General features: G+C 72.3%; 15 protein-coding genes and 2 tRNA genes. 1 reads left to right on the forward strand and 16 read right to left on the reverse strand.

The genetic code is table 11. The annotated features are described in order from the left end of the window. Window positions 1-70 precede the first annotated feature (70 nt). From NQ707_RS02715 to leuC, 8 genes are all read right to left on the reverse strand, one after another. Window positions 71-823: a succinate dehydrogenase/fumarate reductase iron-sulfur subunit gene (locus NQ707_RS02715; protein WP_404434636.1), complete on the reverse strand. Its 753-nt coding sequence runs from the start codon at window positions 821-823 to the stop codon at window positions 71-73. Next, complete coding sequence (locus NQ707_RS02720; protein WP_404434638.1) at window positions 820-2784, reverse strand: fumarate reductase/succinate dehydrogenase flavoprotein subunit; 1965 nt, start codon at window positions 2782-2784, stop codon at window positions 820-822. Before NQ707_RS02720 ends, NQ707_RS02715 begins: the two co-directional genes overlap by 4 nt. Then, a complete protein-coding gene (locus tag NQ707_RS02725) occupies window positions 2781-3551 on the reverse strand; it encodes a succinate dehydrogenase cytochrome b subunit (RefSeq protein ID WP_100463003.1) in 771 nt (256 codons plus the stop codon). Before NQ707_RS02725 ends, NQ707_RS02720 begins: the two co-directional genes overlap by 4 nt. A 250-nt stretch (window positions 3552-3801) precedes the next feature. Further along, window positions 3802-4929, reverse strand: a complete 1128-nt coding sequence (locus NQ707_RS02730) for an NAD(P)H-dependent glycerol-3-phosphate dehydrogenase (RefSeq protein ID WP_081046039.1) — start codon at window positions 4927-4929, stop codon at window positions 3802-3804. Window positions 4930-5003: 74 nt separating this feature from the next. After that, entirely contained in the window at window positions 5004-5810 is an 807-nt protein-coding gene (locus NQ707_RS02735) for a 1-acyl-sn-glycerol-3-phosphate acyltransferase (RefSeq protein WP_081046038.1), read from the reverse strand. Between the two features lie 5 nt (window positions 5811-5815). After that, complete coding sequence (murA, locus tag NQ707_RS02740; protein WP_058731252.1) at window positions 5816-7147, reverse strand: UDP-N-acetylglucosamine 1-carboxyvinyltransferase; 1332 nt, start codon at window positions 7145-7147, stop codon at window positions 5816-5818. Between the two features lie 185 nt (window positions 7148-7332). After that, window positions 7333-7932, reverse strand: coding sequence for a 3-isopropylmalate dehydratase small subunit (gene leuD, locus NQ707_RS02745; protein ID WP_058731253.1), 600 nt, complete (start codon window positions 7930-7932; stop codon window positions 7333-7335). A gap of 62 nt (window positions 7933-7994) precedes the next feature. Further along, window positions 7995-9434 (reverse strand): 3-isopropylmalate dehydratase large subunit, encoded by a 1440-nt coding sequence (gene leuC, locus NQ707_RS02750; protein ID WP_404434643.1) that lies wholly within the window; start codon window positions 9432-9434, stop codon window positions 7995-7997. A gap of 236 nt (window positions 9435-9670) precedes the next feature. On the opposite strand from leuC, the gene NQ707_RS02755 reads away from it, so the two are divergent. After that, complete coding sequence (locus NQ707_RS02755) at window positions 9671-10396, forward strand: IclR family transcriptional regulator (RefSeq protein ID WP_058731260.1); 726 nt, start codon at window positions 9671-9673, stop codon at window positions 10394-10396. 181 nt (window positions 10397-10577) lie between these two features. Here NQ707_RS02755 and NQ707_RS02760 read toward each other — a convergent pair. The 8 genes from NQ707_RS02760 to NQ707_RS02795 form a co-directional block, all read right to left on the reverse strand. Next, window positions 10578-10650: transfer RNA gene (locus NQ707_RS02760), tRNA-Glu, on the reverse strand. A 130-nt stretch (window positions 10651-10780) separates the two neighbouring features. Then, window positions 10781-10852: transfer RNA gene (locus NQ707_RS02765), tRNA-Gln, on the reverse strand. Between the two features lie 165 nt (window positions 10853-11017). Then, a complete protein-coding gene (gene gltX, locus NQ707_RS02770) occupies window positions 11018-12535 on the reverse strand; it encodes a glutamate--tRNA ligase (protein WP_404434646.1) in 1518 nt (505 codons plus the stop codon). 95 nt (window positions 12536-12630) lie between these two features. Further along, window positions 12631-13410: a fumarylacetoacetate hydrolase family protein gene (locus NQ707_RS02775; protein ID WP_061224992.1), complete on the reverse strand. Its 780-nt coding sequence runs from the start codon at window positions 13408-13410 to the stop codon at window positions 12631-12633. A gap of 78 nt (window positions 13411-13488) precedes the next feature. Continuing rightward, on the reverse strand, window positions 13489-14598 hold the full coding sequence (locus NQ707_RS02780; protein ID WP_061224993.1) for a branched-chain amino acid aminotransferase: 1110 nt from the start codon (window positions 14596-14598) through the stop codon (window positions 13489-13491). Window positions 14599-14663: 65 nt separating this feature from the next. Then, window positions 14664-15740, reverse strand: a complete 1077-nt coding sequence (locus NQ707_RS02785) for a 3-isopropylmalate dehydrogenase (protein WP_058730607.1) — start codon at window positions 15738-15740, stop codon at window positions 14664-14666. Between the two features lie 54 nt (window positions 15741-15794). Then, on the reverse strand, window positions 15795-16310 hold the full coding sequence (locus NQ707_RS02790) for a hypothetical protein (protein ID WP_196826296.1): 516 nt from the start codon (window positions 16308-16310) through the stop codon (window positions 15795-15797). An 89-nt stretch (window positions 16311-16399) separates the two neighbouring features. After that, entirely contained in the window at window positions 16400-17122 is a 723-nt protein-coding gene (locus NQ707_RS02795; RefSeq protein WP_058730605.1) for a hypothetical protein, read from the reverse strand. Window positions 17123-17158 lie beyond the last annotated feature (36 nt).

Genomic DNA, 17158 nt, shown 5'->3' on the forward strand with positions numbered 1-17158 from the left:
GGCGGACGTCCCCGATCCTACCGCGGGTGGCCCGCTCCGGACCCAGTCCCTGCCGCGACCGGGCCGCCGCTCAGCCGCGGGAGCGGCGATGCAGCACCGCCCGGGCCCGCTCCCGGTTGACCGCGCTGATCGCGGACAGCGGGATCCCCGCCGGGCAGACCACCGCGCACTCCCCGTACACGGAGCACGGGCCGAACTCCTCCTCGATCTGCCCGACGACGCCGCGAGCGCGCTCGGTGCGCTCCGGGGCGCCCTGGGGCAGGGTGGCCAGGTGCTCGAGGATGGACCCGGCGTAGAGGTTCGCCGCCCCGTTGGGGCAGGCTGCGATGCAGGCCCCGCAGCCGATGCATGCGGCGAAGTCCAGGGCCCGCTCGGCCTGGTCGTGGCCGATCCGGTCGTCGTCGGCGTCGTGGGCGGTGCCGGCGTCCACGGCGACGAAGCCTCCGGCCTGCACGACCCGGTCCAGGGCCGAGCGGTCCACCACGAGGTCGCGCACGACGGGGAAGGCCCCGGAGCGGAACGGCTCCAGGCGCACCGTGTCCCCGTCGGAGAAGGAGCGCAGGTGCTGGCGGCAGGAGGGGGTGTTGGCCTCGGGGCCGTGCGGCTGGTCGTTGACCGTGATCCCGCAGGTCCCGCACACCCCTTCGCGGCAGTCGGAGTCGAAGGCCACCGGCTCCCGGCCCTCGGCCACCAGCTGGGCGTTGAGGTGGTCCAGCAGCTCCAGGAGGGACATCTCCTCGGCGGCGTCCTCGATGCGGTGGGTCTCGAAGCGCCCGGGTTCCTCGGGTCCGTCCTGGCGCCAGACTTCGATGGTCAGTCTCATGAGTAGTTCCTCGTCTGCAGGGGTACGGCGGTGAAGGTCAGCGGCTCGGCGCGGCGGATGTGCTGCCCGTCGGCTCCGCGCTGCCAGGCGGAGACGAAGCACCAGTGCTCGTCGTCGCGCAGGGCCTCGCCCTGCTCGGTGCGGTGCTCCTCGCGGAAGTGGGCCCCGGCGGATTCGTCCCGGTCCAGGGCGTCCACGCACATCAGCTCGGCCAGCTCCAGGTAGTCCTGCACGCGCCCGGCGTGTTCCAGCTCCTGGTTCAGCCGCTCGCCGGTGCCGACCACGCGCAGGTCCCGGTGGAAGCGCTCGGACAGCTCCCGGATCTCGGCGATGCCGCGGCGCAGCCCCTCGGCGGTGCGCGAGACCCCGCAGCGCCGGTAGAGGATCTCCCCCAGCTGCGCGTGGAAGCTCTCCGGGCTGGTGCTCCCGCCGATGCCCAGCAGGTGCTCGATGCGCTGGCGCACGTCGTCGACGACGGCGCGCACCGCGGGGTGGTCCCCGTCCAGCGGCTGCTCGCCGAGGTGCCCGGCGAGGTAGTTCGGCACGGAGTACGGGAGGGTGAACCAGCCGTCCACGCAGGCCGAGAGCAGGGAGTTGGCCCCGAGCCGGTTGGCCCCGTGGTAGGCCCAGCCGGCTTCCCCGGCCACGAACAGCCCCGGGATGCTGGACATCTGGTCGTAGTCGGTCCACAGCCCGCCCATCGAGAAGTGCGCGCCGGGGGCGATGCGCATGGGCACCTCGTGGGGGTCCTCCCCGGTGGCGTCGCGGTACATCGCGAAGAGGTTGCCGTAGCGCTCGTCGATGACCCTGGTGCCCAGGCGCTGCAGGGCGTCGCGGAAGTCCAGGTACACGGAGTTGCGCAGGGGCCCGACGCCGTGGCCGGCCTCGATCTGCTCCCGGGCGGCCCGGGAGGCGATGTCCCGCGGGGTGAGGTTGCCGTAGGCGGGGTACTTGCGCTCCAGATAGTAGTCCCGCTCCTGCTCGGGGATGTCCCCCGGGGCGCGCTCGTCCCCGGCCTCCTTCGGCACCCAGATCCGGCCGTCGTTGCGCAGGGATTCGGACATCAGCGTGGTCTTGGACTGCCACGAGGCGCTGACCGGCAGGGCGGTGGGGTGGAACTGGATGTAGCAGGGCGAGGCGAACAGGGCCCCGCGCCGGTGGGCCCGCCAGGCGGCGGTGGCGTTGGAGTTGCGGGCCAGGGTGGACTTGTGGAACACGTTGCCGTACCCGCCGGTGGCCAGGACCACGGCGTGGGCGGTGTGGGAGAAGACCTCCCCGGTGATCAGGTCCCGCAGCACGACGCCGCGGGCGACGCCGTCGTGGACGATCACGTCCAGCATCTCGCAGTGGGTGTGCAGGTCCACGGAGCCGGCGGCCACCTGGCGCTGCAGGGCGCGGGCCGCGGAGACCTGCAGCTGCTGCCCGGTCTGCCCGCGGGTGTAGTACGTGCGCGAGACCTGCACGCCGCCGAAGGATCGGGTGGCCAGCTGCCCGCCGTACTCCCGGGCGAAGGGCGCGCCGATGGCGTTCATGTGGTCGATCACGCGCACGGACTCCTCGGCCAGGCGGAAGGCGTCGGCCTCCCGGCCGCGGTAGTCCCCGCCCTTGACGGTGTCCTTGACGAAGCGGCGCAGGGAGTCGTTATCCACCTTGCGGGCCCGGGCGGCGTTGATCCCGCCCTGGGCGGCCACCGAGTGGGCGCGGCGGGCGGCGTCGTGGAAGGTGTAGGCCGTGACCCGGTAGCCCAGCTCCCCCAGGGCCGCGGCGCACCCGGCCCCGGCCAGGCCGGTGCCGATCACCACGACCTCGAACTTCCGGCGGTTCAGCGGGGAGACGAGCCGGTACTCGTCGCGCCGGCGGGCCCAGGCGGTGGCCGGGTCTCCCTTCGGGACCTTCCCGTCCACGGGCTCACCGTGCACGATCCGGGGGTCCACGGCGTCCACGTCGATCCTCTGGCTCATCGCACGACTCCTGTCAGTACGGCTAGGGGGATGGAGATGTTGCCGATCATCACGGCCAGCCCGTACGCCCCGCACAGCAGCATCACGGTGCCGCGCACGCGCTCGGCGACGGTGATCCCGACGTCGCACAGCGCGGACCACAGCCCGTGGGCCAGGTGCAGGAAGAGCATCACCATGGCCGCGATGTACACCGCGGCGGCCCAGGGCCGGGAGAAGCTGGCGACGAGGTTGGCGTAGGCGTGGCTGGCCTCGGGGGTGGTGTGCTGGAAGCCCTCCGGGGCCACCCCGACCCCGGCGGTCAGATCCAGCAGGTGGAAGACGATGAACAGCAGCAGCACGATGCCGGTGACCGGCATGGTGCGCGCGGCGAAGGAGTCCATCCCGCGCAGGCCGCGCCGGCGGTGGGGGCCGCGGGCGATCCTGGCCCGCCGGGAGATCACCACCGCGCACCACACGTGCAGCACCAGGCAGATCAGCAGCACGGTGCGGAAGATCCACAGGAAGCCCTCATAGGGCAGCAGCGGCTCCAGGAGCGTGCGCAGCCACAGGGCATAGGCGTCGAAGTGCTCGGGCCCGGTGTAGACCTTCAGATTCCCGATCATATGGACCAGGACGAACAGCGCGAAGATCACCCCGGTGACGGCCATGATCCATTTCGCCAGGACCGTGGAGGGCCAGCCCGCGCGCAGCCGGCGGGAGCGCTCGGCGGCGGGCGTCGGTCTCGTGGGGCGGTCGGGCGGTGCGACGGTGCGGGTGCTGGGGCTCATCGCGGGCTCCTGGGCGAGGGCGGTCAGGGTGGGCGGCAGCGCGGGTCTCCGCGATCGCGGAAGCCCGGTCTCACCTGCCGTCGCAACCATTATCGGCATCATCGGCGCAATATTCGGGGATATCGGCGAAGATGACGGCGATGTGACGTCGCGGATATGCTCGGGAGAATTAGCGAAGAATGTTCTGACGCAATTCCCGCGCGGTGCGGATATCCGCCGTCGCCGGGCTCAGCGGCCCGGAGTGCGGGGATCAGTCCCGGTGCGGGGTCTCGGCCTTCAGGCGCCGGCCCAGCAGCATCGGCTGCAGCTGCTCCACCGCGACCCGCCCCTCCAGCACCGCCACGACCGCCTCGACGATCGGCATCTCCACCCCGTGGCGCCGGGCCAGCTCCAGGACCACCCGGGCGGACTTCATGCCCTCCGCGGTCTGGGTCATGCGCGCGGCGACCTCCGCTTCGCTCAGCCCCGCCCCGAGCAGGCGGCCCGCGGTGTGGTTGCGGGACAGCGGGGAGGAGCAGGTGGCTACCAGGTCCCCCATCCCGGCCAGTCCCGCCATGGTCTCCGGGCGCCCGCCCAGGGCCAGGGCCAGGCGCGTGGTCTCGGCCAGGCCGCGGGTCATCACGGAGGCCTTCGAGTTGTCTCCGTAGTCCCGGCCCTCGCAGATCCCCACGCACAGGGCGATGACGTTCTTGACCAGTCCGCCGATCTCCGCCCCCACCACATCCGCGGAGGTGTACGGGCGGAAGTACGGGGCGTTGCACGCGGCCGCGGCCCGCGCGGCTACGTCGGCGTGTCGGGCGGCCACCACGGAGGCGGTGGGCTGCTCCTGGATGATCTCCCGGGCGAGGTTCGGCCCGGAGAGCACGGCGACCCGCTCGATCGCCCCGGGCAGCACCTGGTCGACCACCTCGGACATCCGCAGGCCGGTGCCCCGCTCCAGGCCCTTGGCCAGGGAGATCAGCACGGCCTCGGGGGCCACCGCCTCGCGCACGGCCTCCAGCTGCGCGCGCAGGGCCTGGGCGGGCAGCCCCAGCACGACGACGTCGGCCCCGTCCAGCACGGCCGCGGCGTCGGAGGAGAACTCCAGCGCCTCGGGCAGGCGGGTGTGCGGGAAGTAGCGGTCGTTGGTGCGCAGGCGCTGGGCCTGTTCCATGGCCTGGGCGTCCCGGCCCCACACGGCCACCGGCCAGGGGCTTCGGGTCTGGGCTCCGGCGTCGGCGGTGATCTTGGCGAAGGCCGTGCCCCAGCTGCCCGCCCCCAGCACCGCGACCTTCCCCGGGAGCCCGCCCTGCGGGGCCGGGTCCGGGGCGAGGTCGGGGTGCGGTGCTGCGTCGACGTGGCGTGCGGCGTCGGGGTGCGGTGCGGGCTGTGCGGTCATCGTCGTCCTCCTCCATCCCGGACCGTGGGCCCGAGGATCAGCCGGGGCCCGGTCTGGCACCGGACTCCCGGGATTCAGCGCTCGGGGTGGCTCACGCGCCGGCCCTGTCGGGGATCCCAGCGCCCGGGCGGGGCGCTCTCCCCGCGCAGCTGCTCCAGCAGCTGCGTGATCGCGGACATCATCCGCTCGGTGGTCTCGGTCAGCACCGCGCGGTCCACGTGCTGGGTGCGATCCTCGCCCACCAGATCGGACAGCTCCAGCGGCGCCCCGATGAGGGTGCGCACGCTCTTGCGCGGCAACAGGCGGGGCCGACTCGCGTGCGGGGGCAGCAGCTCCTGGTCGCCCCAGTGGGCCACCGGGATCACCGGCGCCCCGGTGGCCAGGGCGAGCCGGGCCGCCCCGGTGCGCCCGGCCATGGGCCACAGGTCCGGGTCCCGGGTGAGGGTGCCCTCCGGGTAGATGATCACCGCTCCCCCGGCGTCCACCACGGCGCGGGCCGCCTTCAGGGACCTGCTGGCGTCCATGGACCCGCGGAAGACGGGGATCTGGGCGGTGGCCCGTAGCAGCGCGCCCAGCACCGGGACCCGGAACAGGGACTCCTTAGCCAGGAAGCGCGGGATCGTGCCGGAGCGGTAGACGGGGTAGGCCACGGTCAGCGGATCCACCTCGGTCACGTGGTTGGCCACGACGATGTAGCCGCCGTCGCGGCGCAGGTGCTCTTCACCCGACCAGGATTTGCGCAGCGCCAGGGAGTACACCGCGCGCACCACCGTGGCCGCCACGTGGAACAGGGCATCCCCGGCCCTAGTGGGGCCGTTGCCGGTGGCGCGGGCCGCCGCCGCGGTGCCGTGACCGCTCGGGCCGGGCTGCTGGGAGGCCATCCGGATCAGCGTCCCGCGGCGTCGTCGACGTCGAAGCGCGCGCCCAGGGCCTGCAGCTTGTCCACGAAGCGCTCGTAGCCGCGGTTGATCAGCTCCACCCCGGTGACCTTCGAGTCGCCCTCGGCCGCCAGGGCCGCGATGAGGTGGCTGAAGCCGCCGCGCAGGTCCGGGATGTTGATGTCCGCCCCGTGCAGCGGGGTCGGTCCGGAGATGACGGCCGAGTGCAGGAAGTTGCGCTGCCCGAAGCGGCAGGGCACCGAGCCCAGGCACTCGCGGTGCAGCTGGATGGAGGCGCCCATCCGGTTCAGGGCGGTGGTGAAGCCGAAGCGGTTCTCGTACACGGTCTCGTGCACGATGGACACGCCGTCGGCCTGGGTCAGGGCCACCACGAGCGGCTGCTGCCAGTCCGTCATGAACCCGGGGTGCACGTTGGTCTCCACGATCAGCGGGTTCAGCTTGCCCCCGGGGTGGAAGAACCGGATGCCCTCGTCGGTGATGTCCAGGCCGCCGCCGAGCTTCCGGAAGGTGTTCAGGTAGGCCATCATGTCCCCCTGGCGGGCCCCGCGCACGAAGATGTCCCCGCCGGTGGCCAGGGCCGCGGAGCCCCAGGAGGCCGCCTCGATGCGGTCCGGCAGCGCCTTGTGGTTGTACCCGGACAGCTCGGGCACGCCCTCGATGTGGATGACCCGGTCCGTCTGCACGGTGATGATCGCGCCCATCTTCTGCAGGATCGCGATCAGGTCCATGATCTCCGGCTCGGTCGCGGCGTTGCGCAGCTCGGTGTTGCCCTCCGCGCGGGTCGCGGTCAGCAGCACCTGCTCGGTCGCCCCCACGGAGGGGTAGGGCAGCTCGATCTTGGCGCCCTTCAGACCCTTGGGGGCGATCATGCGGATGCCGGAGGGCAGCTTGTCCACCTCGGCGCCGAAGTTGCGCAGCACCTGCAGGTGGTAGTCGATGGGCCGGTCCCCGATCTTGCATCCGCCCAGATCCGGGATGAAGGCCTCGCCGATGGCGTGCAGCAGCGGGCCGCACAGCAGGATCGGGATGCGGGAGTCCCCGGCGTGGGCGTCGATGTCCGCGTGCTGGGCCACGGAGACGTTGGTCGGGTCCAGGGTCAGGTCCCCGTTGTCCGGGTCCTTGGTGACGGTGACCCCGTGCAGGGACAGCAGGTCGGTGACGACCGTGACGTCCTTGATCTCCGGGACGCTGCGCAGCACCGACGGGCTGGCGCCCAGCAGCGCCGCGACCATGGCCTTGGGGACCAGGTTCTTGGCCCCGCGCACGGCCACCTCACCGCGGAGGGGCTCACCGCCCTTGATGTTCAAAGCGCCGATCATAGCTGTCCAATCGTGAGGGGAACGCCGCGCGGTCTGGCCGCGGCCCGAGCAGCCCTCACCAGCGCCGATGGTCGCGGAAAGGACGTCCCCAGATTATTTCAGTTTCCCGTCCAGGCCAATTCCCCGGACCGGCGACCGGGGTGGATTCGCCCCGCGCGCACCGGCTGCGGGGCCGGCGCGGCCCCTCAGGTGCGCACCGGCAGGGTGCGGGGCTTGAAGCTGGCCCGCCGGGCTTCGAAGTCCTCGATCTCCTGCTCGTGGGAGAGGGTCAGGGAGACGTCGTCCAGCCCCTCCATCAGCCGCCAGCGCGTGTACTCGTCGATCCGGAAGGGCACCTGCAGCCCGCCGCAGACCACGGTGCGCTCGGTGAGGTCCACCGTGATCTGCCGGCCCGGCTCCTCCTCGATGGCCTTCCACAGCAGCTCGACGTCGGGCTGCTCGACCTGGGCGGCCACCAGTCCCTGCTTGCCGGCGTTGCCGCGGAAGATGTCGGCGAACCGGGCGGAGATGACCACGCGGAAGCCGTAGTCCTTCAGCGCCCAGACGGCGTGCTCCCGGGAGGAGCCGGTGCCGAAGTCCGGTCCGGCCACCAGCACGGAGGCGGCCCGGAAGGCCGGCTGGTTGAGCACGAAGTCGGGGTCCTTGCGCCAGCCGGCGAACAGGGCGTCGTCGAATCCGGTCTTGGTGATCCGCTTCAGGTAGACGGCGGGGATGATCTGATCGGTGTCCACGTTGCCCGCGCGCAGCGGGGCGGCGATGCCGGTGTGGCGGGTGATGGGTTCCATGACGGGGCCTTCTTCGACGAAAGGGGCGGGAATCGAGGATCCGCTCGGGAGCGCGGCGGGGCTCAGGCGGGCACCGGCTGTGCGGCGGGCAGGTCGGCCGGGGAGCTCAGGGTCCCGCGCACCGCGGTCGCCGCGGCGACCAGCGGGGAGACCAGGTGGGTGCGTCCGCCCTTGCCCTGGCGTCCCTCGAAGTTGCGGTTGGAGGTCGAGGCGCAGCGCTCCCCCGGGGCCAGCTGGTCCGGGTTCATGCCCAGGCACATCGAGCAGCCGGCGAAGCGCCATTCCGCGCCGAACTCGGTGAAGATCCGATCCAGGCCCTCCTCCTCGGCCTGCAGGCGCACCCGGGCGGAGCCGGGCACGACCATCATCCGCACCCCCTCGGCCTTGGTGCGCCCGCGCAGGATCTCGGCGGCCGCGCGCAGGTCCTCGATCCGGGAGTTGGTGCACGAGCCGAGGAACACGGTGTCCACCGGGATCTCCTTCATGGGGGTCCCGGCCCGCAGGTCCATGTACTGCAGGGCCTTGGCCGCGGAGGCCTGGGCGCTCTCCTCCGCGAAGCTGCCCGGATCCGGCACGGCCTCGGACAGCGGCACCCCCTGGCCGGGGTTGGTGCCCCAGGTGACGAAGGGCTCCAGGGCGTCGCCGTCGATGACGACCTCGGCGTCGAAGCCCGCGCCCTCGTCCGTGCGCAGGGAGCGCCAGTACTGCACCGCCCGCTCCCATTCCTGCCCCTGCGGGGCGTGCGGGCGGTCCTTGAGGTAGGCGAAGGTGGTCTCATCCGGGGCGACCATCCCGGCCCGGGCTCCGGCCTCGATCGACATGTTGCAGATGGTCATCCTGCCCTCCATGGACAGCTCCTCGATCGCGGATCCCCGGTACTCCAGGACGTATCCCTGCCCGCCGCCGGTGCCGATCTTCGCGATGACCGCCAGGATGATGTCCTTGGCGGTGACCCCGGGCTTCAGGTGCCCGTCCACGGTGATCGCCATGGTCTTGAACGGGGCCAGGGACAGCGTCTGGGTGGCCATCACGTGCTCGACCTCGCTGGTGCCGATGCCGAAGGCCAGGGCCCCGAAGGCCCCGTGGGTGGAGGTGTGCGAGTCCCCGCACACCACGGTCATGCCGGGCTGGGTCAGCCCCAGCTGGGGGCCGACGACGTGCACGATGCCCTGCTCGGCATCGCCCAGGGAGTGGATGCGCACCCCGAACTCGGCGGCGTTGGCCCGCAGCGTCTCGATCTGCTGGCGGGAGGTCTGGTCCGCGATGCGCCGGAAGATGTCCTGGGTGGGGGTGTTGTGGTCCTCGGTGGCGATGGTCAGGTCCGGGCGGCGCCGGCGCCGCCCGGCCAGGCGCAGCCCCTCGAAGGCCTGCGGGGAGGTGACCTCGTGGAGCAGGTGCAGGTCGATGTAGATGAGGTCCGGCGCGCCGTCCTGCCCGGTGACGACGCGGTGGTCCTCCCAGACCTTCTCGGCCAGGGTGCGGGGGCGGGATGCCTCGGCCATGTCCTTGCTCCTTCTCGATGCCGCGCCGCGAGGGGCGGCGCGAAGTGTGCTCGGTGACTCATTGTGCCGAGGGATCGGGTAGGCTTCCAGGAAATGGACCAGCCTTCCACCATTTGAGATCGGAGACGTCGACCATGAGCACCAGCACCACGCCGAGCGACCCCGAGGGGCCCACCGGGATCCACCCGGAGGAATCCGGGGAGCGCATCCTCGGAGGCCTGGGCACCGCGGATCCCATGAGCGTGGCCGTGCGGCCCAGCGGCGTCGGGGTTCTGGACAAGGCCACCCACATCCTGGACTGCCTGGAGGCCGGCCCGGCCTCCCTGGCGCAGCTGGTGGAGGCCACCGGGCTGGCCCGGCCCACCGCGCACCGCCTGGCCGTGGCCCTGACCCATCACCGCCTGGTGGCCCGGGACGTGCAGGGCCGCTTCGTGCTGGGCCCGCGCCTGGGAGAGCTGGCCGCCGCCTCCGGGGAGGATCGGCTCTTCGCCGCGGCCGGGCCGGTGCTGAACCAGCTGCGCAACGCCACGGGGGAATCCGCGCAGGTCTACCGCCGTCAGGGCGAATGGCGGATCTGCGTGGCCAGCGCAGAGCGCCCCATCGGGCTGCGGGACACGATCCCGGTGGGCACGCAGCTGTCCATGAAGGCCGGATCGGCCGCGCAGGTGCTCATCGCCTGGGAGGATCATCACCGGCTGCTGGAGGGGCTGCGCCAGGCGCGCTTCTCGGCCACGGTGCTGGCGGCGGTGCGCCGTCGGGGCTGGGCGCAGTCGGTGGGCGAGCGGGAGCGGGGCATCGCCTCGGTCTCGGCCCCGGTGCGCAACCCGGCCGGCAAGGTGATCGCCGCGGTGTCGATCTCCGGTCCCATCGAGCGGCTGTCCCGTCAGCCGGGGCGCCTGCACGCCGACGTCGTCTGCCAGGCCGCCCGCCAGCTCAGCGACGCCCTGCGCGCCCAAGCCTGAGCGGGGCGGGTGGGCGGCGGGCAGGCCCGGGCCGTCCGTTCGCAACCGGCGGCCCGGGCGCCCGCCCCCGAGACCGGCGATCCATGCCCGCGGCATCACCGAGGAAGGGCGGAAGAATCGGGGCGGAGACGAGAGAAGCCCGGCAGAACATCTGTTCTGCCGGGCTTCTCATCTTAGGCCGTGACCCCAACCGGATTCGAACCGGTGTTGCCGCCGTGAGAGGGCGGAGTACTAGGCCGCTATACGATGGGGCCGGAAGCATTTCCCCGGGGAATCCCCCGGCGTCCTGCGCCTCGAAAAACTCTACCGAATCCGTGAGATCCTGCAAAATCCATTCTCGGTGAAGCTTCTCACATCCGAGCTTTCAGATGCCTGAGCGCTTCGCTGGGATACCAGGACTCGAACCTAGAATGACGGTACCAGAAACCGTTGTGTTGCCAATTACACCATATCCCATCGCTGCCGGATGGCCGACCTTTCGGCCCGCTTCCATCGCTGCAACGGACATTCACTCTACCGACACCCCGCGGGGCGCGCAACTCGAGGCCGCGTGTCCTCCTCCACAGAGCAGCGCCGCCGCGCCCTCCCCGCTGCGGGACGGGCGCGGCGGCGTCGGCCGGGTCAGTCCGCGGTCCCGCCGAGCTCGGCGCGCAGCGCGTCGATGCGCGCCAGGGAGGAGTCCCGGCCCAGGATCTCCAGAGACTCGAACAGCGGCGGGGAGATCCGGGCCCCGGAGACCGCGATGCGCACGGGCCCGAAGGCCAGGCGCGGCTTGATCCCCAGGCCCTCCACGATGGCGTCTCGCAGGGCCTGCTCGATCGGGGCGGCCTCCCAGGTCTGCAGGTCCCCCAGCGCGGCCCGTGCGGCGTCGAGCACCTGGGGGGCGGACTCCTTCAGCTGCTTGCGGGCGTCCTCGGCGATCTCGATCTGGTCGTCTGCGCGGAACAGGAACCCCAGCAGCCCCGGGGCCTCCCCCAGCAGCTGCATCCGCTCCTGCACCAGCGGCGCCGCCGCGTGCAGGATCTCCCGCTCCCGGTCGCTGAGGCTCTCGTGCACGATGCCGGCCTCGCGCAGATACGGGATCAGCCGCTCCTCGAACTCATCCCGGCCCAGCAGGCGGATGTGGGAGCCGTTGATCGCCTCGGCCTTCTTCACGTCGAAGCGCGCCGGGTTGGCCAGCACGTCGCGGACGTCGAAGTGCTCGACCATCTCCTGCAGGGAGAACACGTCCTGATCCGAGGACAGGGACCAGCCCAGCAGCGCCAGGTAGTTGACCAGGCCCTCCTTGATGAACCCTGCCTCGCGCAGCAGGAAGAGGTTGGACTCCGGGTCCCGCTTCGACAGCTTCTTGTTGCCCTGGCCCATCACGTAGGGCAGGTGGCCGAACTCCGGGATGAACTCGGCGACGCCGATCTGCACCAGCGCCCGGTACAGCGCGATCTGCCGCGGCGTCGAGGAGAGCAGGTCCTCTCCGCGCAGCACGTGGGTGATGCCCATCAGCGCGTCGTCCACGGGGTTGACCAGAGGGTACAGGGGCTTGCCGTTGGCCCGGACCACCACGTAGTCGGGCACGGAGCCGGCCTTGAAGGTGATCTCCCCGCGGACCAGGTCGTGGAAGGTGATGTCCTCATCCGGCATCCGCAGGCGCAGCACCGGCTGGCGGCCCTCGGCGCGGAACGCGGCCTTCTCCTCCTCGGTGAGGTTCCGGTCGTGGTTGTCGTAGCCGAGCTTGGGGTCCTCGCCGCGCTCGCGGTGGCGCTGCTCGACCTCCTCGGGGGTGGAGAAGTCCTCGTAGACCAGGCCCGCGGCCACGAGCTTGTCGATGACCTCGGCGTAGATCTCCCCGCGCTGGGACTGGCGGTACGGCTCGTGCGGCCCGCCGACGCCGACGCCCTCGTCCCAGTCGATGCCGAGCCAGTGCAGGGCCTCGATGACCTGCTGGAAGGACTCCTCGGAGTCCCGGGCGGCGTCGGTGTCCTCGATGCGGAACACCAGCGTGCCGCCGGTGTGCCGGGCGTAGGCCCAGTTGAACAGGGCCGTGCGGACCATGCCCACGTGCGGGGTGCCGGTGGGCGAAGGGCAGAAGCGCACACGCACGGGGCGGTTTCCGCTCACGGTGGGGGTGATGGCGTCGGACATATCGGTGTTCAGCTCAGCTCTCTCGTGCGATGTTTCGGTGCGATGGTTCGTGTGATGGCGGGAGGGGGGGCGCCCGGGAGGGGGTGCTCGGCGGCTCAGGCGTCCCGGAAGGTGTTCACCAGCGGCCCGCCGATCCCCTCGATCTCGATCTCGACCTCCTGCCCGTCCCGGACCAGGCCCACCCCGTCCGGGGTGCCGGTGAGGATCACGTCCCCGGGCAGCAGGGTGAAGGCCTCGGAGACGGCGGCCACCAGCTCAGGCACGGAGAAGACCATGTCCGCGGTGGTCCCGTCCTGCACGAGGTCCCCGTCCAGCCAGGTGCGGATGGACAGCTCCTCGGTGTTCAGCTCGGTCTGGATCCACGGGCCCAGCGGGCAGGCACCGTCGAAGCCCTTGGCGCGCGCCCACTGCAGGTCCGTGCGCTGCAGGTCCCGGGCGGTGAGGTCGTTGGCCGCGGTGTAGCCGAAGACCACCTCCGGCACCCGCTCGACCGGCACGGACTTGGCCATGCGCCCGATCACCACGGCAAGCTCGGCCTCGTAGGAGACCTCCTCGCTGGCTTCGGGCAGGGTGATGGGGTCCCCGGGCCCGGCCACCGCGGTATTGGGCTTAAGGAACAGCTGCGGGGTGCTCGGGGTCGCGTTTCCCAGCTCCTCGGCGTGCCCGCTCCAGTTGCGCGCGACCCCGACGATCTTGGAGCGCGGGATGATCGGGGAGACGAGGCGGACGTCGTCGATCGCGTAGGTCTGCCGGGTGGGCTGGATGCCGGTGTAGAAGGGATCGCCGGCCAGGACGGTCAGGATCTCCTCCCCCGGCCCACCGTCCACGCGGCCGAAGTGCAGTTCGTTCTCGGCGGTGAATCTCGCGATGCGCATGGCTCCCAGCCTAGCGCGTGCCCGCCCGGCCGACGCCGCGAGGGTGCGGCGCCGGCCGGGCGGGAGGCGGCCGTCAGGTCACAGGACCCGGTGCATCCACCCGTAGGGGTCCTCGACGGTGCCGTGCTGGATGCCCACCAGCTGATCGCGCAGCCAGGTGGTGATCTCCCCGTTGGTCTGCGCCGGGGCGGGGATCTCCCCGCGCTCGGAGAGCAGCCGGCCCATGGGGGCGATCACCGCGGCGGTGCCGCAGGCGAAGATCTCGGCGATCTGCCCGGAGGCGACGCCCTCACGCCACTCCCCCAGGGTCACGGTGCGCTCCTCGACCTCGATCCCGTGGTCCTGGGCCAGGTGGATCACGGAGTCGCGGGTGATGCCGGGCAGGATGGTGCCGGTCAGCTCCGGGGTCACCAGCTTCCCATCGCGGGTGACGAAGAACACGTTCATTCCGCCGAGCTCCTCAACGGCGTCCTCGCGGTTCCGGTCGGTGAAGATCACCTGCTTGCAGCCCTGCGCCTCGCCCTCCAGCTGGGGCAGCAGGCTGGCGGCGTAGTTGCCGCCGCACTTGGCGAATCCGGTGCCGCCGGCGTGGGTCCGCGCCCAGGTGGTGGACAGCCAGATGTCCACCGGCTCGGGGGTGCCGAAGTAGTTGCCCGCCGGGGAGGCGATGACCTCGTAGAGCACCTCCCGGGAGGGACGCACCCCGAGGAAGGGCTCGGTGGCGATCATGAAGGGCCGCAGGTACAGGGAGGTGCCCTCCCCGTCGGGGATCCAGCGGTGATCGCGGCGCACGAGCTCGTCCAGGGAGGCCAGGAACAGCTCCGGGGGCAGGGCGGGCAGGGTCAGGCGCTCGGCCGAGCGGTTCAGCCGAGCCGCGTTGGCCTCGGGGCGGAACAGCCACACGGAGCCGTCGGCGTGCCGGTAGGCCTTCAGGCCCTCGAAGACCTCCTGGCCGTAGTGGAACACGGCGCTGGCAGGGTCCAGCTGCAGCGGCGCGCGGGGTTCGATCCGCGGGTCCGTCCAGGTGCCCTCCTCCGGGCTGCGCCCGCTCCACCGGATCGCGGCGACGTAGTCCGTGGCGTGGTCCCCGAAGCCCGGATCGGCGAGGATCTCCCGACGCCGGGCATCGCTGACCGGATCGGTGTTCTCGACGAAGCGGAAGGAGGGCTGGGGCTGCTCGGGGGTCATGGGAGGGGTTCCTCGTTTCGGTGCTGGGATGGCGGGTTTCTCGGGGGCGGCGGGCGGTCGGGCGGTCACAGGCGGGTCAGGATGGCCTCCCCGATCTCGGCGGTGGAGCGTTCGGCTCCGGAGCGCTCCCGCAGGTCGGCTTCCACGGCCCGCTCGATGCCGGCGGCCGCCGCCTCCATCCCGCGGTGGCGCAGCAGGAGCGCGCCGGCCAGGATCGCCGCGGTGGGATCGGCGATCCCCCGTCCCGCGATGTCCGGGGCCGAGCCGTGCACGGGCTCGAACATCGAGGGGTGGGCCCCGGAGGCGTCGATGTTCCCGCACGCGGCGTATCCGATGCCTCCGGTGATCGCCCCGGCCTGGTCGGTGAGGATGTCCCCGAAGAGGTTGTCCGTGACGATCACGTCGAAGCGGGAGGGGTCCGTGGTCAGGAAGATCGTCGCCGCATCCACGTGCAGGTAGTCCACGGCGACGTCGGGATGCTCGGCGGCCAGCTCGTCGAGGATCCGGGAGTACAGCCGCCCCGCGTGCACGAGGACGTTGGTCTTGTGCACCAGGGTCAGGCGCCGGCGCCGGGTCTCGGCCAGCTCGAAGGCGTAGCGCACGAGGCGGCGGATCCCGTGGGCCGTGTTCACGGAGACCTCGGTGGCGATCTCGTGATCGGTGCCGGTGCGCAGGGAGCCGCCGCTGCCGGTGTAGGGCCCCTCGGTGCCCTCGCGCACGACGACGAAGTCGATCTCCCCCGGATCGCGCAGCGGCGAGACGGCCCCGGGCAGCAGCCGGGAGGGGCGCAGGTTGACGTAGTGGTCGAAGGCGAAGCGCAGGCGCAGGAGGATCTCCCGCTCCACGAGCCCGGAGGGCACCTCGGCCGAGCGCGGATCCGCCCCGACGGCGCCGAACAGGATCGCGTCGTGTTCGGCCAGCCGAGCGAGGGTGCCCTCGGTGAGGGTCTCCCCGGTGCGCAGCCAGTGCTCGGCGCCCAGGGCGTACTTGGTGGAGCGCACGGCGACGCCCTCGGTCTCGGCCGCGCGCACCAGCACGCGGTGGGCCTGCTCGGTCACCTCGGGGCCGATCCCGTCCCCGGGGATGACGGCCAGGTCCAGCGCGGCGGAGGAGGGGGCGGGGGGCTCAGACGTGGTGGGCATGACACCACGGTAGTCCTCGGGTCCTCGCGGAAACCGCATCCTGGACACCCCGTCTCACGATGTGAACCCCAGTGCCCCGTGGGCGGCCCCGCGCACGGCGAGCCAGGCCAGCCCGGCCCAGGCGGCCGCCCACAGCACCGAGGCGAAGGTGCCGACGATGAAGCGCTCGGCTCCCGCCCCGCCGCGCAGCTGCCCGAGGCGTCCCAGTCCCTTGATCGCCGCGATCACGCCGAGCCCGGCCGGCCAGCCCAGCAGCAGCGCGGCGAAGACCGCGGCCCGCTCCAGCAGCCCGATCCACTGTCCGCAGCGCAGCACGGGATCCCGCTCCGGATCCTGCGGCTCAGACGGGCCGGCCGAGCCGTCGGGAATCGTCGTGCGGTGGGCCAGCCCGAGCACGGCGGCGCTGACGACCGATCCGCCCGGGACCGCCGCTCCCGCGCACCCGAGCACGAGCAGCAGGACCTCGACGGCGCCGAGGCTGGGCGCCTGGCCTGCGAGCGTGCCGGGATCGGCGAGCAGCAGCACCGCGCATACCACCAGCAGGGCCAGCAGCACGGCGGCCCAGGCCATCCGCCACCGCGTGGAGGCCAGCGGCACGCGCAGGCAGGTGACGGCCCCGATGAAGGCGGCGGTCAGGGACAGGACGAGGGCGATGAAGGTTATGGTCTGCTCCCATCGGTCGGTGTGCCGGAGGTCCGAGGATTCGAGGCCCGGGCCTCGGAGCCCTCGCGCGCTTCGAGGGCCGCGGCCAGCGCGACGGCGTGGCCCATGACCTCCTCGAGTGGGCGGTACAGGGCGGTGTCCAGCCGCTCGGAGACGGCCTGCTGGGTGATGCCCAGCCGGGCCGCGGCCTCGGCCTGGGTCAGGCCGGTCAGCGCCAGGTCGTAGGCCTGCCGCGTGGTCTCGCGCTGCCGAGCGCGCACCCGCAGGATCAGGCGCAGCTGGGCCTGCACGGCGGCGGCCAGATCCGGTGCACCCGGCCGGGGTGCATCCGGGTCTGGTTCCGCGGAAGATGGCCCGGCAGGGTCGGCGTCGGCGGGGCCACCCTGGAAGCCCAGGTGCGAGGGGTCGGCCTTGGCCTGCTCGACGGCGGTGCGCGCCCGGAGGAAGGCGGGGCCGCGCCCGGCCCGGGAATCCGGCTGCCCCGCCGGGAGGCGGGCCGGGCCCTGCCCGATCCCGCAGTGCCACCGGCCGGTCAGGGCCAGCTCCACCGCGCAGCGCAGCGCGTCCCGGGCCTCATCGAACACCGCCTGGGCCTCATCCCCGGCGGTCCGGGCGAAGGGCAGGCGGGCGCGATCCGCCCAGGGGGCGCCGTCCAGCTCCGGGATGCGATCCGGGTGGTGGCGGGAGTCGATCTGATCGACCGTGAGCACGAACACCATGGAACGATCCTACAAGGCCATAGCCTTGTGTGCACC

Source organism: Rothia sp. BD8 (genome assembly GCF_044878465.1).
Classification (GTDB): Bacteria; Actinomycetota; Actinomycetes; order Actinomycetales; family Micrococcaceae; genus Rothia; species Rothia kristinae.